Annotated in this window: 26 protein-coding genes; 20 read left to right on the plus strand and 6 right to left on the minus strand. The window is 68.5% G+C overall.

Annotation, left to right across the window (positions count from 1 at the left end):
* The 17 genes from MVF76_RS07860 to MVF76_RS07940 form a co-directional block, all read left to right on the plus strand.
* The coding region (locus MVF76_RS07860) for an iron-sulfur cluster assembly scaffold protein (protein ID WP_297527920.1) at positions 1-127 on the plus strand (127 nt) is incomplete at its 5' end.
* 26 nt (positions 128-153) lie between these two features.
* On the plus strand, positions 154-477 hold the full coding sequence (gene iscA, locus MVF76_RS07865) for an iron-sulfur cluster assembly protein IscA (protein ID WP_297528257.1): 324 nt from the start codon (positions 154-156) through the stop codon (positions 475-477).
* Positions 478-520: 43 nt separating this feature from the next.
* The gene (hscB, locus tag MVF76_RS07870; RefSeq protein WP_297528258.1) at positions 521-1,054 is read left to right on the plus strand and encodes a Fe-S protein assembly co-chaperone HscB; all 534 of its coding nucleotides are present in this window, start codon (positions 521-523) and stop codon (positions 1,052-1,054) included.
* Between the two features lie 40 nt (positions 1,055-1,094).
* Positions 1,095-2,969, plus strand: coding sequence for a Fe-S protein assembly chaperone HscA (hscA, locus tag MVF76_RS07875; protein WP_297528259.1), 1,875 nt, complete (start codon positions 1,095-1,097; stop codon positions 2,967-2,969).
* Between the two features lie 9 nt (positions 2,970-2,978).
* Positions 2,979-3,317 carry an ISC system 2Fe-2S type ferredoxin gene (gene fdx, locus MVF76_RS07880; RefSeq protein ID WP_297528260.1) on the plus strand — a complete coding sequence of 113 codons (339 nt, stop codon included), beginning with the start codon at positions 2,979-2,981 and terminating at the stop codon, positions 3,315-3,317.
* 13 nt (positions 3,318-3,330) lie between these two features.
* Entirely contained in the window at positions 3,331-3,531 is a 201-nt protein-coding gene (gene iscX / locus MVF76_RS07885; protein WP_297528261.1) for a Fe-S cluster assembly protein IscX, read from the plus strand.
* A 150-nt stretch (positions 3,532-3,681) separates the two neighbouring features.
* Positions 3,682-4,113, plus strand: coding sequence for a nucleoside-diphosphate kinase (gene ndk, locus MVF76_RS07890; RefSeq protein ID WP_297528262.1), 432 nt, complete (start codon positions 3,682-3,684; stop codon positions 4,111-4,113).
* 19 nt (positions 4,114-4,132) lie between these two features.
* Entirely contained in the window at positions 4,133-5,239 is a 1,107-nt protein-coding gene (gene rlmN / locus MVF76_RS07895; RefSeq protein WP_297528263.1) for a 23S rRNA (adenine(2503)-C(2))-methyltransferase RlmN, read from the plus strand.
* A complete protein-coding gene (gene pilW / locus MVF76_RS07900; protein ID WP_297528264.1) occupies positions 5,236-5,991 on the plus strand; it encodes a type IV pilus biogenesis/stability protein PilW in 756 nt (251 codons plus the stop codon). Before rlmN ends, pilW begins: the two co-directional genes overlap by 4 nt.
* Positions 5,984-6,892, plus strand: a complete 909-nt coding sequence (locus tag MVF76_RS07905; RefSeq protein ID WP_297528265.1) for a RodZ domain-containing protein — start codon at positions 5,984-5,986, stop codon at positions 6,890-6,892. The genes pilW and MVF76_RS07905 overlap by 8 nt, the downstream gene beginning before the upstream one ends.
* A 27-nt stretch (positions 6,893-6,919) precedes the next feature.
* On the plus strand, positions 6,920-8,200 hold the full coding sequence (gene hisS / locus MVF76_RS07910; RefSeq protein WP_297528266.1) for a histidine--tRNA ligase: 1,281 nt from the start codon (positions 6,920-6,922) through the stop codon (positions 8,198-8,200).
* A gap of 12 nt (positions 8,201-8,212) precedes the next feature.
* Entirely contained in the window at positions 8,213-8,863 is a 651-nt protein-coding gene (locus tag MVF76_RS07915; protein ID WP_297528267.1) for a YfgM family protein, read from the plus strand.
* On the plus strand, positions 8,860-10,014 hold the full coding sequence (bamB, locus tag MVF76_RS07920; protein ID WP_297528268.1) for an outer membrane protein assembly factor BamB: 1,155 nt from the start codon (positions 8,860-8,862) through the stop codon (positions 10,012-10,014). The genes MVF76_RS07915 and bamB overlap by 4 nt, the downstream gene beginning before the upstream one ends.
* Positions 10,015-10,041: 27 nt before the next feature.
* Positions 10,042-11,442 carry a ribosome biogenesis GTPase Der gene (gene der, locus MVF76_RS07925; protein ID WP_297528269.1) on the plus strand — a complete coding sequence of 467 codons (1,401 nt, stop codon included), beginning with the start codon at positions 10,042-10,044 and terminating at the stop codon, positions 11,440-11,442.
* A 110-nt stretch (positions 11,443-11,552) separates the two neighbouring features.
* Entirely contained in the window at positions 11,553-11,984 is a 432-nt protein-coding gene (locus MVF76_RS07930; RefSeq protein WP_297528270.1) for a VOC family protein, read from the plus strand.
* 3 nt (positions 11,985-11,987) lie between these two features.
* Entirely contained in the window at positions 11,988-12,602 is a 615-nt protein-coding gene (locus MVF76_RS07935) for a class I SAM-dependent methyltransferase (protein WP_297528271.1), read from the plus strand.
* Positions 12,603-12,721: 119 nt separating this feature from the next.
* On the plus strand, positions 12,722-14,482 hold the full coding sequence (locus MVF76_RS07940) for a S8 family serine peptidase (protein WP_297528272.1): 1,761 nt from the start codon (positions 12,722-12,724) through the stop codon (positions 14,480-14,482).
* Between the two features lie 6 nt (positions 14,483-14,488).
* Here MVF76_RS07940 and MVF76_RS07945 read toward each other — a convergent pair whose 3' ends face one another.
* Entirely contained in the window at positions 14,489-14,968 is a 480-nt protein-coding gene (locus tag MVF76_RS07945) for a hypothetical protein (RefSeq protein ID WP_297528273.1), read from the minus strand.
* A gap of 250 nt (positions 14,969-15,218) precedes the next feature.
* On the opposite strand from MVF76_RS07945, the gene MVF76_RS07950 reads away from it, so the two are divergent.
* The gene (locus MVF76_RS07950; RefSeq protein WP_297528274.1) at positions 15,219-15,464 is read left to right on the plus strand and encodes a hypothetical protein; all 246 of its coding nucleotides are present in this window, start codon (positions 15,219-15,221) and stop codon (positions 15,462-15,464) included.
* A gap of 87 nt (positions 15,465-15,551) precedes the next feature.
* Here MVF76_RS07950 and MVF76_RS07955 read toward each other — a convergent pair whose 3' ends face one another.
* Both MVF76_RS07955 and MVF76_RS07960 read right to left on the minus strand, forming a co-directional pair.
* Complete coding sequence (locus MVF76_RS07955; protein WP_297528275.1) at positions 15,552-18,038, minus strand: ABC transporter permease; 2,487 nt, start codon at positions 18,036-18,038, stop codon at positions 15,552-15,554.
* A gap of 4 nt (positions 18,039-18,042) precedes the next feature.
* Positions 18,043-18,717, minus strand: a complete 675-nt coding sequence (locus tag MVF76_RS07960) for an ABC transporter ATP-binding protein (RefSeq protein ID WP_297528276.1) — start codon at positions 18,715-18,717, stop codon at positions 18,043-18,045.
* Between MVF76_RS07960 and MVF76_RS07965 the strand changes: the two genes are divergently transcribed.
* Positions 18,716-19,345, plus strand: coding sequence for an arylesterase (locus MVF76_RS07965; protein ID WP_297528277.1), 630 nt, complete (start codon positions 18,716-18,718; stop codon positions 19,343-19,345). The two genes, MVF76_RS07960 and MVF76_RS07965, sit on opposite strands and share 2 nt — an antisense overlap.
* A gap of 3 nt (positions 19,346-19,348) precedes the next feature.
* Here the strand turns inward: MVF76_RS07965 and MVF76_RS07970 are convergent, their stop codons facing one another.
* From MVF76_RS07970 to xseA, 3 genes are all read right to left on the minus strand, one after another.
* On the minus strand, positions 19,349-19,570 hold the full coding sequence (locus MVF76_RS07970) for a hypothetical protein (protein WP_297528278.1): 222 nt from the start codon (positions 19,568-19,570) through the stop codon (positions 19,349-19,351).
* A gap of 103 nt (positions 19,571-19,673) precedes the next feature.
* Complete coding sequence (locus MVF76_RS07975; protein ID WP_317622950.1) at positions 19,674-20,498, minus strand: peptidoglycan DD-metalloendopeptidase family protein; 825 nt, start codon at positions 20,496-20,498, stop codon at positions 19,674-19,676.
* A 275-nt stretch (positions 20,499-20,773) separates the two neighbouring features.
* Positions 20,774-22,135, minus strand: coding sequence for an exodeoxyribonuclease VII large subunit (gene xseA, locus MVF76_RS07980; protein ID WP_297528280.1), 1,362 nt, complete (start codon positions 22,133-22,135; stop codon positions 20,774-20,776).
* A gap of 166 nt (positions 22,136-22,301) precedes the next feature.
* Here xseA and guaB point away from each other — a divergent pair, with 166 nt between their 5' ends.
* Positions 22,302-23,762, plus strand: a complete 1,461-nt coding sequence (gene guaB, locus MVF76_RS07985) for an IMP dehydrogenase (RefSeq protein WP_297528297.1) — start codon at positions 22,302-22,304, stop codon at positions 23,760-23,762.
* Positions 23,763-23,800: the final 38 nt, after the last annotated feature.

The raw sequence follows: 23,800 nt of genomic DNA on the forward strand, positions 1-23,800 counted from the left end.
CGAGGAGCTGGCGTTGCCGCCGGTGAAGATTCACTGTTCGGTGCTGGCCGAGGACGCGATCAAGGCGGCCATCGGCGACTACCAGCGCAAGCACGCCGACCACACCGACAGCGCGGAAAGCGCCTGATCGCAAAGGACACGAGGGAGCGGAAGATGGCTGTCACTCTGACCGAAAAGGCCGCTGAACACGTGCGCAACTTTCTCGCCAATCGCGGCAAGGGTGTCGGGCTGCGCCTGGGCGTGCGCACCTCGGGCTGTTCCGGCATGGCCTATGTGCTGGAGTTCTGCGACCAGATCGAACCCGAGGACGAGGTGTTCGAGTCGCACGGGGTGAAGGTGGTGGTGAATCCGAAGAGTCTGCCCTATCTGGACGGCACCGAGCTGGACTACGGCAAGGAAGGCCTGAACGAGGGCTTCAAGTTCAACAACCCCAACGTGAAGGACAGCTGCGGCTGCGGCGAGAGCTTCAACGTCTGACATCCCCCGGGGTGTGCGTTGTGCCCGGGTAGCCGATGACCCGATGGATCTGACCCAGGATCATTTTTCGTTGTTCGGTCTGCCGGCAGGCTACGAGCTGGATCGGGAGGCGCTGGAGGCGCGGTTTCGCGAACTGCAGCGCGCCGTGCATCCCGACCGCTTTGCCTCGGCCAGCGATCAGGAGCGGCGGCTCGCCATGCAGAAGGCGGCGCAGGTCAACGAGGCCTACCGGGTGCTGCGTGACCCGCTGGCGCGCGCGCGCTACCTGCTGGAACTGCGCGGACACGCCTTCGACGACGAGCGATCCACCCATCAGGATCCGGAGTTCCTGATGGAACAGATGGAACTGCGCGAGGCGCTGGGCGAGGTGCGCGAGCAGAGCGATCCGCTGGGGGCGCTGGATGGCCTGATGCGGCGCATCCAGGCGCGCCTCGATGCACTGGAGACCGAGCTGGCCGCGGTGCTGGCCGATGCGCAGGCGACGGATGCCGCGGCCGAGCTGGTCCAGCGCATGCAGTTCTTCCGCAAGCTGGAACAGGAAGCCGAGGCGCTGGAGACGGCGCTCGACGAATACTGAACAGATGCAAGCGCCGGCCGCAGGTCGGCCGGGACAGGACATGGCATTACTGCAGATATCGGAACCCGGGCAGTCGACGGCCCCGCACCAGCACCGGCTGGCCGCGGGCATCGACCTGGGCACCACCAATTCGCTGGTCGCCACCGTGCGCAGCGGGCAGGCGGAGACCCTGCCTGATGCGGCGGGTCGTCACCTGCTGCCCTCGGTGGTGCGCTACCTGCCCGACGGTCAGGTGGTGGTCGGCCACGAGGCGCTGGCGGCCGCGGCCGAGGACCCGCTGAACACCATTGCCTCGGTCAAGCGTTTCATGGGGCGTGGCGTGGAGGACGTGCGTCATCTCGGTAGCCGCCTGCCCTATGAATTCGTTGCAGGCGATTCCGGCATGCCGCGCATCCGTACCGTCGCCGGCGACGTCAGTCCGGTCGAGGTGTCGGCCGAGATCCTCAAGACGCTGCGCGAACGCGCCGAGCAGACACTGGGTGGCGAACTGGTCGGGGTGGTGATCACTGTGCCGGCCTATTTCGACGATGCGCAGCGCCAGGCGACCAAGGACGCCGCCCGCCTGGCGGGGCTCAATGTGCTGCGTCTGCTCAACGAGCCGACCGCCGCGGCCGTGGCCTATGGCCTGGACCGCAAGGGCGAGGGCGTGATCGTGGTCTACGATCTCGGTGGCGGCACCTTCGATGTCTCGGTGCTGCGCCTGAACAAGGGGGTGTTCGAGGTGCTGGCCACCGCGGGCGACACGGCGCTGGGTGGCGACGACATGGATCGTGCCATTGCCCGCTGGATCATGGCCCAGGCCGGCATCGCCGATGACGCCGATCATCACCAGATGCGCCGGCTGATGCGCGACGCCTGCGCCGCCAAGGAGGCGCTGACCGGGGCCGATCGCGTGCCGCTGGACATCGAGCTGGCCGATGACCGCCGCTGGCAGGGCGAGCTCAGCCGTGAGCAACTGAACGAACTGGTCGATCCGCTGATCAGCCGGACGCTGTCGCCCTGCCGCCGTGCCCTGCGCGACGCCGGCCTCAAGGCCGAGGATGTCCGCGAGGTGGTGATGGTCGGCGGCTCCACCCGGGTGCCGCGGGTGCGCGAGCGGGTGGGCGAATTCTTCGGCCGGCCGCCGCTGGTGGACATCGATCCCGACAGGGTGGTGGCCATCGGTGCCGCCATCCAGGCCGACATCCTGGCCGGCAACAAGCCCGAGGACGAGATGCTGCTGCTGGACGTGATCCCGCTGTCGCTGGGCATAGAGACCATGGGCGGGCTGGTGGAGAAGATCATTCCGCGCAATACCACCATCCCGGTGGCGCGTGCGCAGGAGTTCACCACCTTCAAGGACGGCCAGACCGCCATGGCCCTGCACGTGGTTCAGGGTGAGCGCGAACTGGTCAGCGACTGCCGGTCCCTGGCGCGCTTCGAGCTGCGCGGCATCCCGCCCATGGTGGCCGGGGCAGCGCGTATCCGCGTCACCTTCCAGGTGGATGCCGACGGCCTGCTCAGTGTCACCGCGCGCGAGCAGACCAGCGGGGTGGCGGCGAGCATCGAGGTGAAGCCTTCCTACGGCCTTTCCGACAGCGAGATCGAAACCATGCTGCGCGACTCCATGGAACACGCCAGCGACGACATGGTGGCCCGCCGGCTGCGCGAGCAGCAGGTGGAGGCCACGCGGGTGCTGGAGGCCCTGCGCGCGGCGCTGGCCGAGGATGGCGACCGTTTCTTGGATACCGACGAGCGCGCCCGCATCGAGCAGGCCGCCGCGGCCCTGGAAAGCGCTGCCGAGGGCGAGGATCCGGAGGCCATCAAGCGCGCCATCGAGGCGCTGGAAAAGGCCAGCGAGGCCTATGTGGCGCGGCGCATGGATGCCAGTATTCGCGCCGCCATGGCCGGACACAAGGTCGACGAATTCGAGTGAGAGACTGACATGACACGCATCATATTTCTGCCCCATGAGGAAATCTGTCCCGAGGGCGCGGTGGTCGAGGTCGAGCCGGGCACGACCATCTGCGACGCAGCGCTGGCCAACGGCATCGAGATCGAGCACGCCTGCGAGAAGTCCTGCGCCTGCACCACCTGCCACGTCTATGTCCGCGAGGGCGCCGACTCGCTCAACGAGCCGGAAGAGGACGAGGAGGACATGCTGGACAAGGCCTGGGGTCTGGATCCGGATTCGCGGCTGTCCTGCCAGGCGGTGGTCGGCGACAAGGAACTGGTGATCGAGATTCCCAAGTACACCATCAACATGGTGAGCGAGAATCACTGACGAGGAGACGCCCATGGGCCTGAAGTGGACCGATACGCTGGACATCGCCATTGCGCTGGACGAGGCACACCCGGACGTCGATCCGCTGCACGTGAATTTCGTGGAGCTGCGCAACTGGGTGATCGCGCTGGACGAGTTCGACGACGACCCCGACCGCTCCGGCGAGAAGATCCTCGAGGCCATCCAGATGGCCTGGATCGAGGAACGCGAGTGAGGCCGGGCGCCGCGATTGCCCGAAACCCCCTTGAGGGGTAAGATATTTCCCCAACTCGAATGATAAACCCGCGATTTATCGCGGGTTTATCCGTCTTGAGGCGGATACCTGCCTCGGGATCTTCCCTCAATCCAGATGATCGGAGTGAACATGGCGGTAGAACGCACCCTTTCCATCATCAAGCCCGATGCCGTGGCGAAGAACGTGATTGGAGAGATCTATAGCCGTTTCGAACGGAACGGGCTGCGTATCGTGGCAGCGAAGATGCTGCATCTGACCCGCGAGCAGGCGGGTGCCTTCTATGATGTCCATCGCGAGCGCCCCTTCTTTGGCGAACTGGTCGACTTCATGACCTCCGGCCCGGTCATGGTGCAGGTACTGGAAGGTGAGAATGCCATCGCCCGCAACCGCGAGGTGATGGGGGCCACCAACCCGAAGGAAGCCGCGCCCGGCACCATCCGCGCCGACTTTGCCCAGAGCATCGACGAGAACGCCGTGCACGGGTCCGATGCCCCGGAGACGGCGGCGCGCGAGATCGCCTTCTTCTTCAGCGAACTGGAACTGTGCCCGCGTACCCGCTGAGTGCGCGCTCCCCGAGGCCATGAGCGAGACACCCCGCAACCTGCTCGATCTCGATCGCGAGGCGCTGGCCGGCTGGTTTGCCGGGCAGGGCGAGAAGCCCTATCGCGCCCGGCAGGTGCTCAAGTGGGTCTATCACCAGGATGTGGACGACTTCGAGGGCATGACCAATCTCGGCAAGGCGCTGCGCGCGCGCCTCGCCGATGCCTTCGAGGTGCGGCTGCCGGAGATTGCCATGGACCGGGAATCGGCCGACGGTTCCCGCAAGTGGCTGTTCCGGCTCGCCGACGGCAACTGTATCGAGACCGTCTACATCCCCGACGGCGATCGTGGCACCCTGTGTGTGTCCTCGCAGGTGGGCTGCGCGCTGAACTGCACCTTCTGCTCTACTGCCACCCAGGGGTTCAACCGCAACCTGGATACCGCCGAGATCGTCGGCCAGGTGCTGCTCGCCCGGCGGCTGCTGGCGGCCAACAGCGAGCGCGAGCGGGTGCTCACCAATATCGTGATGATGGGCATGGGCGAGCCCTTGCTCAACTTCGACAACGTGGTGCGGGCCATGAACCTCATGCGCGACGACCTGGCTTTCGGCTTCGCCCGCAAGCGCATCACCCTCAGCACCTCCGGCATCGTGCCCGAGATCGATCGTCTCAAGTCGGTCTGCGACGTCAGTCTCGCGGTGTCGCTGCATGCGCCGGACGATGCCCTGCGCGACGAGCTGGTGCCGGTGAACCGCAAGTACCCGATCGCGGAGCTGCTGGATGCCTGCCGGCGTTACGTGGCCGGCGAGCCACGGCGCAAGATCACCTTCGAATACGTGATGCTGGACGGCGTCAACGACAGCGATCGCCATGCCCGGGCGCTGCTGCGGCTGATGCAGTCGGTACCCTCCAAGGTGAACCTGATCCCCTTCAACCCGTTCCCGCACACGCGCTACCGCCGCAGCCCGCAGGAACGCATCGACCGTTTCCGCGAGATTCTGTTCCGCGGCGGCATCACCACCATCACCCGCAAGACGCGCGGCGACGACATCGATGCCGCCTGCGGCCAGCTGGCCGGTGACTTTCAGGACCGCACCCGGCGTCGTATGGTACATCTGCGGAAGGTTGCCGAAGGGGGCAAGGGATGAGACGCATTCTGGCACTGCTGGTGCTGGCAGCACTGGTCGCCGGCTGCGCCGGCAACAGCACGCCGCGGCGCGGGCCGGACGGCCGCAGTCCCGCCGAGGTGAACGTGGAGCTGGGTGTGCGCTACATGCAGGCCGGCATGAAGGCGGTGGCGCTGGAGAAGCTCAAGAAGGCCATCGATCAGGACCCGCGATTGCCCAGCGCGCACAATGCCATTGCCGTGCTCTACCAGAACCTCGGTGAGGACGAGCTGGCCGAGGAGCACTTCCGCCGCGCCTTGCGGCTCGACCCCAAGTATTCCCAGGCGCACAACAACTTCGGCATCTTCCTGTGCAAAAAGGACCGCTGGTCGGAGGCAGAGCAACACTTCGTCGCCGCCGGCAGCGATCCTCTCTACGAACGCCCCGAGCTGCCCTACACCAATGCCGGCGTGTGCGCGGCCAAGGCCGGTGATCCGGTGAAGGCGGAGCACTACCTGCAGCAGGCGCTGAAGGCCAATCCGCTGTTTCCGATCGCACTGCGGGAGATGGCCCGGCTGACGCTGGAGAAGCGCGAGTACCTGCGGACGCGCGCCTACCTGCAACGCTATTCGGAAGTGGCGCGGCACACGCCAGAGACCTTGTGGATCGGCATCCAGGCCGAGCGCGCGCTGGGCGACAGGGATGCGGTCGCCAGCTATTCCCTGCTGCTGCGCAACAATTTCCCGGAGTCGGAACAGGCGCAGCGGCTGAGCCGGCCCGGCGCCAATGACTGAGACCGGCAGCGTCGAGCCCGGGGTGTCCGCGACAGGCGAGACGGCCGGGGCGCGGCTGCGTGCCGCGCGCGAGGCCGGCGGCCTGAGCATTGCCGACGTGGCCGCCCGCCTGCACCTCGACCTGAAGATCGTGGAGGCTCTGGAGGCGGGTGACGACAGTCGCCTGCCGGCGGCCATCTTCGTGCGCGGCTATCTGCGCAGCTATGCCCGGCTGGTGGGCGTGTCCGAGGCCGAGGTGCTGGGTTCCGCGCCGGCGGTGTCCGTGGCCGAGCCCCGGATCGCACCGGCGCTGGCCAGGCCGCGTCGCCGCCGCTTGCCGGCCCTCCCCTGGCAGGGCCTGGGGTTGATGGTGCTTGTGCTGGCACTGGGTGCCCTGGGCTATGCCCTGTTGCCGCCCCTGATCGAACACCTGACGAGTGACCGGGCGGCCGCGCCCGAGGACGCCACGCCGGATGCGAACACGCTGGCGCTGCCGGCGGCGCCCTTGCCGGTGCCGGCAGCGGTGCCCGCGTCCCTGCCCGAGGCGTCTGTCGAGGCCGCAACGGGTCCCGATCGGGCGCCAGAGGCGGCGAATGCGCTGCCGCTGGATACCGGCCCGGTAGCGGTTCCCGAGGCCGTGGCGGAGATCCCTGCGGCGCCGGAACCCCGGCCGCGCGAGACACGCCTCAGCCTGCGTCTGGACGAGGATGCCTGGATCGACATCCGCGATGCCAATGGACGCAAGCTTGCCTTCGGCCTGTTGCGTGCCGGCACCCGGCGGGAACTGCGGGGCGTGCCGCCGCTGCGACTGAAGATCGGCAATGCCGATGCCGTGCACCTGCAGGTGGACGGGCGCGACTACGATCTGAGTCCGCACATGCGCGGCGACGTCGCCCGCTTTCGGATCCAGGGCGAAGGCTGAACCGGATTCCAGCAACAGACCAGAGTCATGGCAAAGGGAAAACAGACACTCCAGGCCGTTCGCGGCATGAACGACATCCTGCCGGAGCAGACCCCGCGCTGGCAGCGGCTCGAGAACCGGGTACGGGACCTGCTCCAGTCCTACGGCTACCGGGAAATCCGCATGCCCATCGTCGAGAAGACGGAGCTGTTCAAGCGTTCCATCGGCGAGGTCACGGACATCGTCGAGAAGGAGATGTACACCTTCGAGGACCGCAATGGCGACAGCCTGACCCTGCGTCCCGAGGGCACGGCCGGCTGCGTGCGGGCCTGCATCGAGCACGGCCTGCTGCACAAGCAGACCCAGCGGCTTTGGTACATGGGGCCCATGTTCCGCCACGAGCGGCCGCAGAAGGGACGCTATCGCCAGTTTCACCAGATCGGCGTCGAGGCCTTCGGCATGCCCGGGCCGGACATCGACGCCGAACTGATCCTGATGACGGCGCGGATGTGGCGCGCGCTGGGGCTTGCCGACGTGCGGCTGGAGATCAATTCGCTGGGGTCCAGCGAGGCGCGCGCGGCCTACCGGCAGGTGCTGGTCGATTACCTCAAGGCCCATTACGACTGGCTCGACGAGGACAGCCAGCGCCGCCTCGAGAGCAATCCGCTGCGCATTCTGGACAGCAAGAACCCGGACATGCAGCAACTGATCGAGGATGCGCCGAAGCTGGCCGATCATCTCGACGACGAATCGCGCCGGCACTTCGAGGCCCTGCGGGGCCACCTGGATGCGGCGGGCGTTTCCTACATCGTCAACCCGCGGCTGGTCCGGGGGCTGGACTACTACTCGCGTACCGTGTTCGAGTGGGTCACCGATCGTCTCGGTGCCCAGGGCACCGTGTGCGCCGGTGGCCGCTACGACGGCCTGGTCGAATGGCTGGGCGGACGGCCGACGCCGGCGGTCGGCTTCGCCATGGGCATCGAGCGGCTGGTCGCCTTGCTGGAGGCGTCGGAGACGGAAGCGGTGGCATTGCGCCCCCACGCCTACCTGGTGCTGATGGGGGATGCCGCCATCGCCGCCGGCCAGGCGCTGGCCGAGCGGCTGCGCGACGCTGTGCCAGGGCTGGCCTTGCAGGTAAACTGTGGCGGCGGCAGCTTCAAGAGCCAGTTCAAGAAGGCCGATCGCAGCGGTGCCGAAGTGGCGCTGGTGGTCGGCGAGGACGAGCTGGCCGCGGGCCGGCTGGCCTTCAAGCCGCTGCGCGGGGACGCCGGACAGGAACATCTGGACGAGGCCGCGGCCATCGAGCGCCTGCGGCAACTGATCGATTGAGCGGAGAGCGACGTGGACGTCTACAAGACCGAAGAAGAACAGGGCGAGGCCCTCAAGAAATGGCTGCGCGACAATGGCGCGTCGCTGCTGACCGGCCTGCTGCTGGGTCTGGCGCTGCTGTTCGGCGGCAAGGCCTGGCTGCAGTACGGCGAGCGCAAGGCCGAGCAGGCTTCCAACCTCTACACCCAGCTCGCCATGGCCGTCGCCGCCAACGACGAGGCGGCCGCAACCAGCCAGTACGAAATGATCGTCAAGGACCATGGCGATTCCACCTATGCGGTGCTGGCCGCGCTGCAGATTGCCCGGCTGCACATGAGTCACGACAACGGCGTCGCCGCCGAGGCGACCCTGGAATGGGCGCTGGAGAACGCGAAGCCCGCGGAGCTGCGCGAGGTGACACGCGAGCGCCTGGTGCGCGCCGCCATCGGCAACGGCAATCTCGACCGTGCCGCCGCACTGCTCGCCGAACAGCCGGATCCCGCCTTTGCGGCCATCCATGCCGAACTCAGGGGGGATCTGTCCCTGGCGCGCGGCGATGCGGCAGCGGCTCACGCCGCCTATGAAGAGGCCCTGGCCGCGCTGCCCGAACAGGCGCAGATCCGGGGCCTGCTGGAGGCCAAGCGCGACGACGCCGTGCGGGCCCCGGATGGAGGGGCCTCGTGAGGCGGCTGGCCGGCTGGTTGTTGCCGCTGCTCGCGGCGGGGCTTTTGAATGGTTGCAGTTGGCTGCGCGGTGACGAGGACAATGTCGAGCCACCTGCCGAGCTGAAGGACATCACCCCGACCGTCAAGCTGGAACGGCTGTGGGCGGCGGATGTCGGCGACGGCGTCGACGAGCAGTTCCTGCGCCTGGTGCCCGCCGTCGATGGCGGGCGGGTGTTCGCCGCCGATCACGAGGGGCGCGTGGCTGCCTTCGAGGCCGCCAGCGGCAAGCCGGTCTGGGAAGTGAAGACCGGGATCCGCATCACGGGCGGTGTCGGTACCGGCGAGGGCCTGATCCTGGTCGGCGGCAGCGAGGCGGAGGTGGTGGCGCTGGACTGGCGCGACGGCAAGGAGGTCTGGCGCAGCCAGGCCAGCAGCGAGGTGTTGGGCGTGCCCGCGGCGGCGCGCGGCCTGGTGGTGGTGCAGTCGGTGGACGGCAACCTGACGGCGCTGGACGCGGCCACCGGCGCCCGGCGCTGGGTGTTCGACCGCTCGGTACCCGTGCTGTCGCTGCGCGGGACTTCGTCGCCATTGCTGATCGAGAGCTACGCCATCACGGGTCTGGCCAGCGGCAAGGCGGTGGCCGTGGAACTTGCACGTGGCCTGCCGATCTGGGAAACGGCGGTTGCCATACCGCGTGGCCGTTCCGAACTCGATCGCATGGTCGATATCGATGCCCCGCTGGCGCTGCGTGGCAGCCAGCTCTATGCGGTGACCTACCAGGGCCGGGTCGCGGCGCTGGACGGCCCCAGCGGGCGGCTGTTATGGGCGCGTGATATCTCGTCCGCCGCGGGCCTGGGCGTGGACGACCGCCAGGTCTATGTCTCCGACGACCAGGACCAGGTCTGGGCCTTCGATCGCCGCAGTGGCGCGGCCGTATGGAAACTGGACGACTTCCGCCGTCGCCAGCTCACCGCGCCGGCGGTGCTGGGCGACCATGTGGTGGTGGGCGATTACGAGGGCTATCTGCACGTCATCACCCGCGACGACGGGCGCATCGTCGGCCGTGCCCGTGTCGACAGCAAGGGCATCCTGGCACCGCCGCGGGTGGTCGATGACGTGCTCTATGTCTATGGCAACGGCGGGACCCTGGCGGCCTACGCCCTGAGATAGTCCCGGCCTCGAACTGGCACATGACCCATGCTTCCCGTGATCGCCCTGGTAGGGCGCCCCAATGTCGGCAAGTCCACGCTGTTCAACCGGCTCACCCGCAGCCGGGATGCGCTGGTGGCCGACCTGCCCGGACTGACCCGCGACCGCAAGTACGGCGAGGGCCGGCTGGGCGAGCGTCCCTATCTGGTGGTGGACACCGGCGGTCTCAGTGGTGACGAGGAAGGCATCGATGCGCTGATGGCGCAACAGTCGTGGCAGGCGGTGGAAGAGGCCGATGCCATCGTCTTCCTGGTCGACGCCCGCGACGGGCTCACCGCCGCCGACGAGGAGATCGCCGCGCGCCTGCGCCGAAGCCACAAGCCCGTGTTCCTGGCCGTCAACAAGGTCGACGGCCTCGACGAGCGGGTGGTGGATGCGGAATTTCACGCCCTCGGCCTTGGCCAGCCGCTCCGGCTCTCCGCCGCCCATGGCCAGGGTGTCCGCGTCCTGATCGACACCATGCTCGAGGCCGTGCCGGCCACCGAGGCCGAAACAGAGGCGCGGCGCGAGGAAGACCGGCGCATCCGCATCGCCTTCATCGGTCGCCCCAACGTCGGCAAGTCCACGCTGCTCAATCGCATCATCGGCGAGGAGCGGGTGGTGGCATACGACCAGCCGGGCACCACGCGCGATGCCATCTTCGTGCCCTTCGAGCGCGACGGGCAGGCCTACACCCTGATCGATACCGCCGGGGTGCGGCGCCGCGCGCGTGTCCACGAGGCAGTGGAGAAGTTCAGCGTCATCAAGGCGCTGCAGGCCATGGAGGTGGCGCATGTCACAGTGCTGGTGCTGGACGCGCGTGCCGGCATCGGCGACCAGGACGCCACGCTGGCCGGGCTCGCCGCGGAGGCCGGGCGGGCGCTGGTGGTGGCGGTGAACAAGTGGGATGGCCTGTCGCCCGAACAGCGTGACCGCGTGCGTGCCGACATCGAACGCAAGCTGCCCTTTCTCGGTTTTGCCGAGCTGCACTTCATTTCTGCACTGCACGGGACCGGCGTGGGCGATCTGTTCGATGCCGTGAAGCGCGCCTACCGTTCCGCGACCGTGGATCTTTCCACCTCGGAGCTGACCCGACTGCTGGAGCAGGCCGTGACCGAGCACCAGCCGCCGCTGGTACGGGGCCGGCGCATCAAGTTGCGCTATGCGCACCAGGGTGGCCAGAATCCGCCATTGATCGTGATTCACGGCAACCAGACCGAGCGGGTGCCCGATGCCTACCGCCGCTACCTGGTGAACTTCTTTCGCCAGCGCCTGAAACTGGTCGGTACGCCGGTGCGGGTCGAATTCCGCAGTGGCGAGAATCCCTACGAGGGCAAGCGCAACAGGCTCACGCCGCGGCAGATGCGCAAGCGCAAGCGGCTGGTCAGGCACGTCAAGCGCGGTCGCTGAGGGCAGGAGAACCAAGCCTGGTCCCGGTCAAGAACTAAGGCGGTGGGTCCGCCAGATAATGGCACACGGGTCGTTGCCGGGCGCATCTTCCATGGGACAGGGGGTGATACATGTCAGCCGAAAGACCGCCGTTTCATCTCGCCTTCCCGGTCACGGATCTGGTCGCCACCCGTGCCTTCATGGTTGAAGTGCTGGGCTGTGGCGTGGGCCGGGAATCGGAGCGCTGGATCGACTTCGACTTTCACGGGCACCAGGTGACCGCGCACCTGGTCGATGCCGCCGAGGACGCGCCGGCGATCAACCCGGTGTCGGGCCATGCCATCCCGGTGCGTCACTTCGGCCTGGTGCTGGCCTGGGATGCCTGGCGGGCACTGGTCGCACGACTGCGCGCGGCGGGCGTGCCCTTCGCGGTGGAACCGCATATCCGTTTTCCGGGCGAAGCGGGCGAGCAGGCAACACTGTTCGTGGTCGAGCCGGGCGGCGGCAACGCTATCGAGTTCAAGGCGTTTCGGGATCCGCGGCGCCTGTTCGCACGGGAGTAGACCATGGATCGAAGGCAGCACTGGGAGCAGGTCTACCAAAACAAGACGCCGGAATCGGTCTCCTGGTTCCAGCCCGATCCGGTGCTGTCGCGTCAGCTCATCGAGGCCACCGGTGTCGGAACGAATGACGCCATCATCGATGTCGGTGGCGGCGCTTCGCGACTGGTGGACTGCCTGCTGGAGGCGGGCTACCGGGATGTGAGTGTGCTCGACATTGCCCCGTCCGCGCTGGCCCACGCGCAGCAGCGACTCGGTGAGGCCGCCGAGGCCGTCACCTGGATCGAGGCCGACATCACCCGCTTCGTGCCGCCGAAGCGCTACGCATTGTGGCACGATCGCGCCGCGTTCCACTTTCTCACGGATGCGCAGGACCGCGAACGCTACCGGGAAGCCCTGTTCGAGGGGCTTGCGCCCGAAGGACACCTGATCATTGCGGCCTTTGCCCTCGACGGGCCGATACGCTGCAGCGGACTGGACATCGTGCGTTACGACAGCAAGGGTCTGCAGAGCATACTGGGTCCTACGTTTCGCTTGCGTGACAGTGTTCAAGAAATCCATTGCACGCCGAGCGGTGGTGAACAGAAATTCGGCTACCACTGGTTTCAGCGCATTTCCTGAAGCAGTCGTCACGGAGTCTGTGACGCGACTCTCGAAGATTCCGGCAACGCCGGCCGAAGCCTGAGAGCAGGGCGCGGAGTCACCGCGCCATTCCCTCACGGATTCGGCAGGAGTTGTCCATGACCCGCAGAGCCTTCCTTCCTTCGCTCGTTTCGCTTTCCATCCTCGCCGCGCTTGGCGCGCCGCCTGCGGTGCAGGCCGATGCGCCCGAGAAGGGCTACGCCCGCCTGCTGATCACGGTCAAGCCCGGTGTACATCGAGGACAGTTGTTCACCGAGATGCACAAGCATGGTGCCAGCGAGGAGGCCGTGATCGAACGCCTGCGCATGCGGCTGGCCAGGGTCCCTGAACACCGTGCGCAACGCATCCTTGAACGCCTGAAGCGACATCACCTCATCGAACACATCGAGATCGACCGGTCGGCGCAGCTGGCGGCGACCATCCCCGACGATCCGCGCTACGGCGACGAGTGGCATCTGCAGAAGATCGGGGCGGCCTCGGCCTGGGATGCCTCGCTGGGCAATGGCGTGGTGGTGGCGGTGCTCGACACCGGCGTCAATGACGCCCACGAGGACCTGGTGGGCAAGGTGCTGCCGGGCTGGAACTCGGCCGACGGCAGCGGCGACTACAGTGACATCCAGGGACATGGTACCCTGGTTGCGGGGGTTATCGCCGCCGCCAGCAACAACAGCCGCGGCGTTGCGTCCCTGGCCTGGAATGCGCAGATCCTCCCCGTGCGCGTGACCAATCGCAGCGATGGCATGGCCTATGTCAGCGACATCGCCCGGGCCATCACCTGGGCCGCGGACCAGGGCGCGGACATCGCCAACATCAGCTACGACGTGGCCGGCAGCCCGGCAGTCATGGACGCGGCGGCCTACATGCGCAGCAAGGGCGGGCTGGTGGTGGTTGCCGCCGGCAACACGGGTTCCGATCCCGGTTTCTCGCCCAGCCCGGACCTGCTGGTGGTCTCGGCCACCAACAGCGGCGACAGCCTGACCAGCTGGTCCAGCTACGGCAATTACGTGGATCTGTCCGCGCCGGGCGCGAGCATCCTGACCACCGCGCGCGGTGGCGGTTACAAGGCCGTGTCCGGCACCTCCTTTGCCAGTCCCATGGCTGCCGGGCTGGCGGCGCTGCTGCGCGCCATCAATCCGGCCTATACGCCGGCCGAGCTGGAGGCGCTGCTGATGAATTCGGCAGTGGATCTCGGCGCTGCGGGCACCGACCCGCTCTACGGCGCCGGGCGCATCGATGCCTCGGGTGCCGTTCAGCTGGCCCTGGCGCAGGCGCCGGGTGACAGCGAGCCGCCCGTGATCCAGGACATGCAGCCGGTTTCGGGTGCGGTGGTCAGCGGCAGCGCCGTGACCGTTCTGGTGGACGCCAGCGACAACGAGGATGTCGCTTCAGTGGAACTGCTTGTCAACGGCAGCTCGTATGCCACCGATTACCAGGCACCCTATGAATTCAGCTGGGATTCGACCAGGGTCGCCGACGGTGCGGTGACCCTGGAGGCGCGGGTCAGCGATGCTGCCGGCAATGTCGCCACGGTGCAGCGTCAGGTCACGGTGGCCAACGCTGGTGCGGATACGGTCGCCCCCACGGTGAGCCTGCGCAGCCCGGTCGAGGGTGCCGAACTCAGCGGCCGGGTACGGCTGCGGGCACGCGGTTTCGATGATGTCGCCGTGGTGCGCATGGAGGCCTGGATCGACGGCAAACTGCACTGCAGCAAGGCACGTACCCGGCTGGCCTGCGCCTGGAAGACGCAGTTCACCAGTCCGGGGCTGCACGATGTGACGGTCGTCGCCTACGACGCCGCCGGCAATCGCGGTGAGACCAGCGTGCAGGTGAATGTGGTCGCGACTACCGCGAGCAACTGAGGTGAATCAGACCGGCTGGGCCCAGGCCTGGCCGGCCTTGCGCCGGTCCGGCAGGCTGCGCCGGTCCCGGGCCGAGCCGAAGCGCAGGGCGTGGCGGCGGTCCGGCATGCGCCGGCGCGGCGTGGGGCCGCGGCGTTCGAGCAGGCCGCGATAGGTGCACAGGCAACGCGCCGCATCGCAGCCGGCGACAGGCAGCGCCGGTGCCTGGTCGAGCGGATAGGCGCGGTTTTCGTGCATGAGAATGGCGCTGCAACAGACCGAGTCGGGCGGGGTGTGGATGCGCACGCCCCAGTACAGCCCGCTTTCCATCAGGGTCTGCAGCGGCTTGCGCGGTTCCACGTCGATCGATGCTGTCGCGCGTCGACGCAGGCGCCAGCGGCGAAAAACCTCGCCCGCCCGGCGCCAGGGCCGCCAGCGCATGAGCAGCAGGCCGGCCAGTGCCGCCACCAGGATCAGTCCCCATTCGGTCTGGTTCAGCCCCGGCATACTTTCCCCCTCCGAATCCTTGTTGTTTTTTCTCATTCTAGCAGTCTCGGCGGCCCCGGCCAGTTCCCTCGGGGTGAGGGGAGAAACTCAGGCAGAATCAGTCGGGTAGTCCTTGATGTGCAGGCGGGGCCAAGCGCCTGGGCCGGCCAGGCGCGCGGCAGGGTGGCGGCTTGACCTGCGTCAAGGATGTGGCGCGCCGGACTGGCACACTGCTTCCAGAGGCTCACAAACCCACTACAGGAGGTCATCCATGAATCGGCAGCAGACGGCACAGTGCGGCTGGCACCGTTTCTTCCAGGTCAATGTTGTGCTCGGCCTGACCTTGTTCGCGGCCATGGTCTATGCCATCGCCACCGGTGACTACGCCACCATCGCCGAGCGCCGCGAGGCGGAGTCGGTGTTCAATGTCTTCTCCATCGGCGGTCTCGTCTACGCCGCGACCTTTTTCGCAGTGGACTTCTTCCTGCGGCCGCTGGTCTGCGATCGCCAGTCCTGAATCTGGCCCGCATGTTTCACCAGGGCGGAAGCGGGCGGCAGGCCAGCCATCATCCGCAGCCCCTGGTGAAACATGTGGGCAAGCCGGTCACCGCTGCCCGCCCAGCAGGTGCAGTGGCGGGTGGCGCACCACCCGGCGGCCGGTCAGCAGCCCCAGCGCGAGGGTGAGCAGGACGCCGGCCGCCGGGATCAGCAGCCAAGGGAGGGGGCGCAGCCGCGGCGCCAGGTCCAGGCCACGGGCGTAGACAAGCGCCAGCAGCAGTTCGCTGCCCACGGCCGCCAGGCCGCCGGCGATCAGGCCCAGCAGCAGGAACTCCCACAACTGCCAGGCACGGATGCGCGCGCGGGTGGCGCCGAAGCTGCGCAGCAGGGCGCCGGTGCGCAGACGCGCATCCAGCGTGGCCAGTGTCACCGCCGCCAGCACCAGCAGGCCGGCGGCGAGCACGAACAGCAGCAGCACCGTCATCGCCGCCAGGGCATGGTCCAGCAGACCCTGCACCTGCGCAATCATGCGATCCACCTCCAGCAGGGTGACATTGGGGAAGGCGGCCACCAGCGGTCCCAGCAGATGCTTGTTCCCGGGTTCGATGCGAAAGGCGGTGAGCCAGGTCTGCGGCAAGCCGTCGAGCACGCCCGGCGGAAAGATCATGTAGAAGTTCGGCCGGAAGGATTCCCAGTCCACTTCCCGGATGCTGGTGACGGTCGCCGTGAGCTGGCGGCCGCCAATGGTGAAGGTGAGCCGGTCACCGAGCCCGATGCCCAGCCGGTGCGCCAGCCGTGATTCCACCGAGACCTCCGCTGTGTCAGCGCTACCGAACCAGCGGCCGGCGACGAGCCGGTTGCCTTCCGGCAGATGGTCCTGCCAGGTGAGATTCAGCTCCCGGCGCAGCGCCTCGTCGTTGCCTTCCTCCTTGGTTACCGCCGCGCGCATGGGTTGACCGTTGCGCGCCACCAGCCGGCCGCGCACGATCGGATACAGGCCGCTGTGAGCGATGCCTGCGGCGGCCAGTTGCTGCGCGAAGGGCTCGACCTGGTGGTCGAGGAGGTTGAGTGCGAAGTGATTCGGTGCGTCCGGCGGCAGTCGGGTCTGCCAGTCGCGAATCAGGTCGGCACGCAGCACCAGTGCCAGCGCCAGCACCAGCAGGGTGAGGGTGAAGCCCAGCAGCTGGGCGCTGGTCAACCAGGGCTGGCTGACCAGGCCACGGCGGGCCAGCCGGGGCGCGAAGCCCGCCGGCCAGGGCGCGCGGGCGAGCAGCGCCAGCAGGCCGCGGATCGCGGCCAGGCCGAGCAGGGCCGCCGCGGTCAGGCCGCCCAGCAGCAGGGCCGCGAGCCGGACATCCCCGAGCTGCGCCAGCAGCAGGCCGGCGACCAGCGCCAGTGCGCTGCCGCGGGTCAGCCAGGCATTCACCGGCGTCGGGGTCAGCTCGCGATCGAGTACCCGCAGTGCCGGCGTGCGCGGCAGGCTGAGCAGGGGCGGCAGCGCGAAGGCCAGCAGCATCAGCGGTGCCAGCAGCAGGGCGAACAGCAACCGCCCGGCGGACAGCTCGGCCGGTGCCTGCGGAATGCGTTCGCCCAGCCAGGCGAACAGCCCCGCCTGCAGGCCCCAGCCCAGCAGGCAGCCGAGCATGCCCGCCGCCAGCCCCAGCATCAGGTATTGCAGCAGGAACAGGCGCAGGATGCGGCGTGCCGGGTGGCCGAAGCAGCGGATCAGTGCCGCGCCGTCCAGGTGCCGGCGGGCATGGCGGCGGGCGGCCAGGCCGATGGCGACGCCGGCCAGGGCCACCGTCGCCAGGCTGGCCAGGCTCAGGAAGCCCTCGGCTCGCTGCAGGGCATCGCCGACCAGGGGACGGCCGCTGCGCACGTCGACCAGCGTCTGTCCCGGCGCGAGCTGCGGCGTCAGCCAGGCCTTCCAGGCCTCGAGCGCCGGCCGCGGGCCCGCGACGAAGTGGCGCCAGTGCACACGGCTGCCGGGCTGCACCACGCGGGTCGCGGGCAGGTCGTCGAGGTGCATCAGGAGGCGTGGCGACATGTTGAAGAAGTCGCCCGACCGGCTCGGCTCGTGGCCGAGAAAGGCGACCACGCGCAGGGTCGCGGCCCCCACCTGCAGCGCATCGCCGATGCCGACGCCGAGCAGGCTGCCCAGCCGGGCCTCGATCCAGACCGTGCCCGGCCGTGGCGGTGTCGCCGGGCGGTCCTCGCCATGGGGCGTTGCTGCGCTGCGCGATTCGCCGCGCAGGGGAAAGGCGTCGTCGACGGCACGCACGCTGGCGAGCTGGAAGGCCTCGCCCGTGCTGACCACGCTGGCGAATTCCAGCGTGGCCGACCGCGCCAGACCGAGCGCCGTCGCCCGCTGCAGCCAGTCCTCGGGGACCGGCGTCGGGCTGCGCAGCACCAGGTCGGCCCCCAGCAGCTCCGTGCCCTGCAGCGACAGCCCCCGCTGCAGGCGATCGGCGGCGAGCCCGATCAGCAGGGTCACCGCCACGGCCAGCACCAGGCTGGCGGCGAGCAGTTGCAGCTCGCCGGCACGCGCATCGCGCGCCAGCCAGCGCAGGGCCAGTCTTGCGTCGCTGCGCACGGCCTCAGGCCACCAGCCGGCCGCCGTCGAGTGCCAGTTGCCGATCGCAGGCCGCGGCCAGCCGCGCGTCGTGGGTGACCAGCATCAGGGTGGTGCCGCGGTCGCGGTTCAGCGCCAGCAGCAGGTCGGCGATGCGCTGCCCGGTGGCGGTGTCCAGGTTGCCGGTGGGCTCGTCGGCGAACAGGATGGCGGGTTCCAGTACGAAGGCGCGGGCGACGGCTACCCGCTGCTGTTCGCCGCCGGACAACTGGTGCGGGTAATGGGCCGCGCGCGCCGCGAGTCCGACCCGGTCCAGCCAGTCGCGCGCCACCGCCCCGGCATCGCGGCGGTCCAGCAGTTCCAGAGGCAGCAGCACGTTTTCCAGCGCGGTCAGATTGGGCAGGAGCTGGAAGGACTGGAACACGAAGCCCACCCGTCCCAGCCGTACCGCGGCGCGGCCGTCCTCGTCCAGCGCCGTGATATGCTGGCCGTCCAGTACCACCGAGCCGCTGCTGGGCACGTCGAGCCCGGCCAGCAGACCGAGCAGGGTGGACTTGCCGGAGCCCGACGGCCCGACCACGGCGCAGCTCTCGCCGCGATTCACGGCCAGGCTGATGTCGTCGAGTATGGTGAGTTCGCCGTCGGGGGTGGATACCCGCTTGCCGAGTCGATCCGCGGAGATCAGGATGTCGTCCTTCATGCGTGCCCTGTGTATCTGGGTGCTCCTGCTGGGTACGTTACCCGTTCCCGCGAGCGCGCGCACCCTGCTGGTGCTGGGGGACAGCCTGAGCGCGGCCTACGGATTGCCCGAGGCGGCGGGCTGGGTGGCGCTGCTGGCCGGGCGGCTGCCCGGTGATCGTGTGGTCAATGCCTCGGTGAGCGGCGAGACCACCGCCGGCGGGCTGGCGCGCCTGCCGGCACTGCTGGAGCAGTGGCGGCCCGACTGGGTGTTGCTGGAACTGGGCGGCAACGACGGCCTGCGCGGCCTGCCGCCGGCGCATACCCGCAACAACCTCGCGCGCATGATCGAACTGTCGCGTGCCGCCGGTGCAAAGGTGCTGCTGATCGGCATCCGCCTGCCGCCCAACTATGGCCAGGCCTATGTGCAGGCCTTCGAGCGCATCTATCCCGAACTCGCCGAAAGCCACGAGGTTCCGCTGGTGCCCTTCCTGCTCGAGGGCGTGGCCACCCGACCGGAACTGATGCAGCCCGACGGCATCCATCCCCGCGCCGAGGCGCAGCCGCTGATGCTGGAGAACGTGTGGCAGATACTGGCGCCGCGGCTGGGCGTGGCCGGGGAAGCGGCCGCAAGCGATGCGGGGGGCTGACCGCTACAGCGCGCGCAGGTCGGCGCCGCCATTGAGCCAGGTCGCCCATTGCGCGTGCACCGAGATGTCCACGCCCTCGGCCCTTGCCTTCTGTTGCAGCAGGGTCTGCAGGTCCTGAAGCAGCTCGGAGTCCATGAGTTCCATGTTCTCAGGCAGCTGGGCGTGCAGCGTGCGATAGACGTTCTTGAGGTCTTCCAGCGGATAGTCGGCAAGGCTTCGGCGCACGGTGGTCTTCCCGGGATTGATTTGCCCTCAGCCTGCCGCCCCGATTGACGGAGATCAAGTTTCCCTCACCCTCGTGTGGTAGCCGGTTGCAGGCTACAAAGGGTCAGGGGTTCGCTTCGAGCAGCAACGAGGGGTCGACGCGGGCGTCGTTGAGGCTCACGCTCCAGTGCAGGTGTGGGCCGGTGACCCGGCCGGTACTGCCGACGGTGCCGATGACCTCGCCGCGCGCCACCGCCTGCCCGGGCCGGACCTGGATATGGTCCATGTGGCAGTACATGCTGACCAGGCCCTGGCCGTGGTCGATGAACACGGTATTGCCGTTGAAGAAGAAATCCCCCGTATCCAGCACCACCCCCGGTGCCGGGGCCTGAACGGGCGTGCCGCGGGGCGCGGCCAGATCGAGCCCGCTGTGGGGCTTGCGCGGCTGCCGGTTGAAGAAGCGGCGCAGGCCGAAGGGGCTGCTCACCGGCCCGTTCACCGGCAGCGTGAAGTTCAGTTCCGGCTGTCTGCCCTCGGTAAAACGCGCAAACGCGGCGCGGATGCGTTTCTCTTCCTTGCGGATACGCGCCAGGTCTTCGGCGTTGGGATTGACCTTGCGTTTGTTCTCGATGGTCAGGTACTGGCTCTCGTAGTCCTTGTCGCGGATCTCGAAGGCCAGTTGCCGGGTGCGGCCATCGCTGCCGGTGACTGCCAGCGTCGCCGCTCCGGGGCGCGCGGCGAGCGGGATGCCGACCACGGCATGCCACTGCCCTGCTTCGGCCACCACCAGCACCGGTCGTTCGCGATAGCGTACGGCGGCGGGGCGCTCGCTGCCCAGGGCGACGACTGCGACGCCGCCGGGGACGGGCTCGGCGCGGGGCAGGGCAAGGACTACGCTGCTCACGCCGAGCAGCAGGCAGGCAAGCAGGACTGTTATCCGGCCTGGCATGAAGTGCTGACAAACATCCTGCAATCCGGATGGAACCCGGTGTGTCATTGGCGATTCCGGACAGCGCTTCGCTTCACTCATGGCCACGGCATCCACTGTATCCACTATATCCACGGAAAGGATGATCGGGCGCTCGCAGCGGCGCAACAGACCTCGCGAGCGACAGTTTCCGTGGGTCCGGTGGGTTCGGTGGCTATCACGCATGAACGCCTGGGCAAGTATCCCGTAGTCCGGATGAACGCCCGCGGGCCGTGATCCGGGAAATGCCTTCGCCTTCATTCCGGCTCGCTCCCGTTGACCGTGCAGTGCAGGCGGCCGCGCGCCAGCCGCGCCGTGACCGCCTCGCCCGGCGCGACCGCGCGCGCATCGCGCAGGATGATGCCGTCGGCATCGCGGAGCACGATGGCATAGCCGCGGTCGAGCGTTGCCAGCGGACTCACCGTGTCCAGCTGGCGCGCTGCGGTGGTGAGGCGGGCGCGCGCCAGTTCCAGCCGGCGGCGGGTGCCCTGGCGCAGCCTGTGCTGCAGATCGCAGCAGCGCTCCTCCAGCCGGATCAGCCGCGGCGCCGGACTGTGGCGGTGCAGGGCCTGGATCAGGGTGTCCAACCGTGCGCGGCGGGCACGGAGGCGGCCCTGCAGGGCGCGCCCCAGCCGTTGTTCGAGTTCGTCCAGGCGCTGCGTCCACTGCAGCAGGCGCTGGCCCGGATGCTGCTGGGACAGCCGCCGTGCCAGATAGTCGAGGTGACGTCGTTCCCGCGCCAGCCGCTCGCGGAGCGTGCGCGCCAGCCGCCGCTCCAGGCCCAGGAACTGCTGGGCCAGTTCGCGCGCATCGGGCGAGACCAGCTCTGCCGCTGCCGAGGGTGTGGGCGCGCGGCGGTCGGCGACGAAGTCGGCGATGGTGAAGTCGATCTCGTGGCCGACCGCGCTGACCACCGGAATCTCGCACCCGGCAATGGCGCGGGCGACGATTTCCTCGTTGAAGGCCCAGAGGTCTTCCAGCGAGCCGCCGCCGCGGCCGATGATGAGCACGTCGCAGTCGCGCCGGCGGTCGGCCAGCCGGATGGCTGCGGCGATGCGCGCGGCCGCACCCTCGCCCTGCACCGGCACCGGGTACACCAGCACCGGGATGGCCGGGAAGCGCCGCTTCAGCACGCTGAGGATGTCGCGGATGGCAGCGCCGGTGGGCGAGGTGATGATGCCTATGCGACGCGGCAGGGCCGGCAGCGGGCGCTTGCGCGTCTCGTCGAACAGGCCCTCGGCCGCGAGCTTCTGCTTGAGCCGCTCGAAGGCCCGGCGCAGGGCGCCGTCGCCGGATTCCTCCAGGTGCTCGACGATGAGCTGGTAGTCGCCGCGCGGCTCGTACAGCGACACGCTGGCGCGCACCAGCACCTGCATGCCGTCCTCGGGCACGAAGCCCAGCCCCCGGCTGCGGTTGCGAAACAGCGCGCAGCGCACCTGGGCACGGGCGTCCTTGAGGGTGAAGTAGAGGTGGCCGGAGGCGGGACGGGCGACGTTGGAAAGCTCGCCCTCCACCCAGATCAGCGGATAGTGGGCGGACAGCAGGTCGCGCACCTCGGCGTTGAGGCGCGATACCGTGAACACGTCGCGGGTTCCCCCGGCTGCGGGGCCGACATTCATGAGGGCATCATACCGCTATCGGCGCTGGCCGGGAAAATCCTTTCAAAGCAGTTGCTTGTGTTCTTCAGGGCGGACGTCGGGCGGTGCCGGCCCGGTTTACCCGCGGCCCGCACCTACCTATAATGGCGGGCTTCATCCCAGCCAGTCTGACGGACCCGCCTCCATGCTGCGAATAGCCGAAGAAGCCCTGACTTTCGACGACGTCCTGCTCATCCCGGCACGCTCCGATATTCTGCCGCGCGACGTCGACCTGCGCACGCGCCTGACCCGCGAGATAGAGCTCAACATCCCGCTGGTGTCGGCGGCCATGGATACGGTGACCGAGGCCCGGCTGGCCATTGCCCTGGCGCAGGAGGGGGGCATCGGCATCATCCACAAGAACATGACGACCGAGCAGCAGGCCGACCAGGTGCGGCAGGTGAAGAAGTTCGAGGCCGGTGTCATCAGCGATCCCATCACCGTCTCGCCCGACACCAGCATCCGCGAGGTACTGGCGCTGACCCGGATGCACAACATCTCCGGCGTGCCGGTGGTGGACGGCAAGGACCTGGTCGGTATCGTCACCAATCGCGACCTGCGCTTCGAAACCCGCTACGACAATCCCGTCTCCACCATCATGACCCCGCGCGACAAGCTGGTGACGGTGAAGGAGGGGGCCGAGGCCGACGAGATTCTCAGGCTGCTGCACGAGCACCGTATCGAGAAGGTGCTGGTGGTGGACGAGGAGTTCCGCCTGCGGGGGCTGGTGACGGTGAAGGATATCCAGAAGGCCTCCGACAAGCCCAATGCCTGCAAGGACTCCCAGGGCCGGCTGCGCTGCGGGGCCGCCGTGGGTGTCGGCGCCGGCACGGACGAACGCGTGGAGGCGCTGGTGGCGGCCGGCGTGGACGTGATCGTGGTCGACACTGCGCACGGCCACTCGAAGGGCGTGCTGGACCGGGTCGCCTGGGTGAAGAAGAAGTTTCCGGACGTGCAGGTCATCGGCGGCAACATTGCCACCGCCGAGGCCGCGCTGGCGCTGGTCGAGGCCGGGGCCGATGCGGTCAAGGTCGGCATCGGGCCGGGTTCCATCTGCACCACCCGCATCGTCGCGGGCGTGGGGGTGCCCCAGATCAGCGCCGTCGGCAATGTTGCCGCCGCGCTCAAGGACAGCGGGGTGCCGCTGATCGCCGATGGCGGCATCCGCTATTCCGGCGACATGGCCAAGGCCGTTGCCGCCGGCGCCCATGCCATCATGGTCGGCAGCATGTTTGCCGGCACCGAGGAGGCGCCGGGCGAGGTCGAGCTGTACCAGGGCCGCTCCTACAAGTCCTATCGCGGCATGGGCTCCCTGGGCGCCATGGCCGGCCAGCAGGGTTCCAGCGACCGCTACTTCCAGGAAGGCAGCGACGCCGAGAAACTGGTGCCCGAGGGCATCGAGGGCCGCGTCCCCTACAAGGGGCCGCTGCAGCCGGTCATCCACCAGCTGCTCGGCGGCCTGCGCTCCAGCATGGGCTACACCGGCTGCGCCACCATCGAGGAAATGCGCACCAAGCCGCAGTTCGTGCGTGTGACCGGCGCCGGCATGACCGAGAGCCACGTCCACGACGTGCAGATCACGAAAGAGGCGCCGAACTACCGCGTTTGAGCGTGGGGCGGGTGCTGTTGTATCACCGCTTTCCCGAC

This window comes from Thiohalobacter sp. (genome assembly GCF_027000115.1).
Classification (GTDB): domain Bacteria; phylum Pseudomonadota; class Gammaproteobacteria; order Thiohalobacterales; family Thiohalobacteraceae; genus JALTON01.

Coding starts and splice junctions, on each gene's coding strand:
- hscA (WP_297528259.1), top strand. CDS start 1,095: ATGGCATTACTGCAGATATCGGAACCCGGGCAGTCGACGGCCCCGCAC.
- hscB (WP_297528258.1), top strand. CDS start 521: ATGGATCTGACCCAGGATCATTTTTCGTTGTTCGGTCTGCCGGCAGGC.
- pilW (WP_297528264.1), top strand. CDS start 5,236: ATGAGACGCATTCTGGCACTGCTGGTGCTGGCAGCACTGGTCGCCGGC.
- ndk (WP_297528262.1), top strand. CDS start 3,682: ATGGCGGTAGAACGCACCCTTTCCATCATCAAGCCCGATGCCGTGGCG.
- MVF76_RS07930 (WP_297528270.1), top strand. CDS start 11,553: ATGTCAGCCGAAAGACCGCCGTTTCATCTCGCCTTCCCGGTCACGGAT.
- MVF76_RS07950 (WP_297528274.1), top strand. CDS start 15,219: ATGAATCGGCAGCAGACGGCACAGTGCGGCTGGCACCGTTTCTTCCAG.
- der (WP_297528269.1), top strand. CDS start 10,042: ATGCTTCCCGTGATCGCCCTGGTAGGGCGCCCCAATGTCGGCAAGTCC.
- iscA (WP_297528257.1), top strand. CDS start 154: ATGGCTGTCACTCTGACCGAAAAGGCCGCTGAACACGTGCGCAACTTT.
- fdx (WP_297528260.1), top strand. CDS start 2,979: ATGACACGCATCATATTTCTGCCCCATGAGGAAATCTGTCCCGAGGGC.
- MVF76_RS07965 (WP_297528277.1), top strand. CDS start 18,716: ATGCGTGCCCTGTGTATCTGGGTGCTCCTGCTGGGTACGTTACCCGTT.
- MVF76_RS07935 (WP_297528271.1), top strand. CDS start 11,988: ATGGATCGAAGGCAGCACTGGGAGCAGGTCTACCAAAACAAGACGCCG.
- rlmN (WP_297528263.1), top strand. CDS start 4,133: ATGAGCGAGACACCCCGCAACCTGCTCGATCTCGATCGCGAGGCGCTG.
- MVF76_RS07960 (WP_297528276.1), bottom strand. CDS start 18,717: ATGAAGGACGACATCCTGATCTCCGCGGATCGACTCGGCAAGCGGGTA.
- MVF76_RS07940 (WP_297528272.1), top strand. CDS start 12,722: ATGACCCGCAGAGCCTTCCTTCCTTCGCTCGTTTCGCTTTCCATCCTC.
- MVF76_RS07975 (WP_317622950.1), bottom strand. CDS start 20,498: ATGCCAGGCCGGATAACAGTCCTGCTTGCCTGCCTGCTGCTCGGCGTG.
- MVF76_RS07905 (WP_297528265.1), top strand. CDS start 5,984: ATGACTGAGACCGGCAGCGTCGAGCCCGGGGTGTCCGCGACAGGCGAG.
- xseA (WP_297528280.1), bottom strand. CDS start 22,135: ATGAATGTCGGCCCCGCAGCCGGGGGAACCCGCGACGTGTTCACGGTA.
- hisS (WP_297528266.1), top strand. CDS start 6,920: ATGGCAAAGGGAAAACAGACACTCCAGGCCGTTCGCGGCATGAACGAC.
- MVF76_RS07945 (WP_297528273.1), bottom strand. CDS start 14,968: ATGCCGGGGCTGAACCAGACCGAATGGGGACTGATCCTGGTGGCGGCA.
- iscX (WP_297528261.1), top strand. CDS start 3,331: ATGGGCCTGAAGTGGACCGATACGCTGGACATCGCCATTGCGCTGGAC.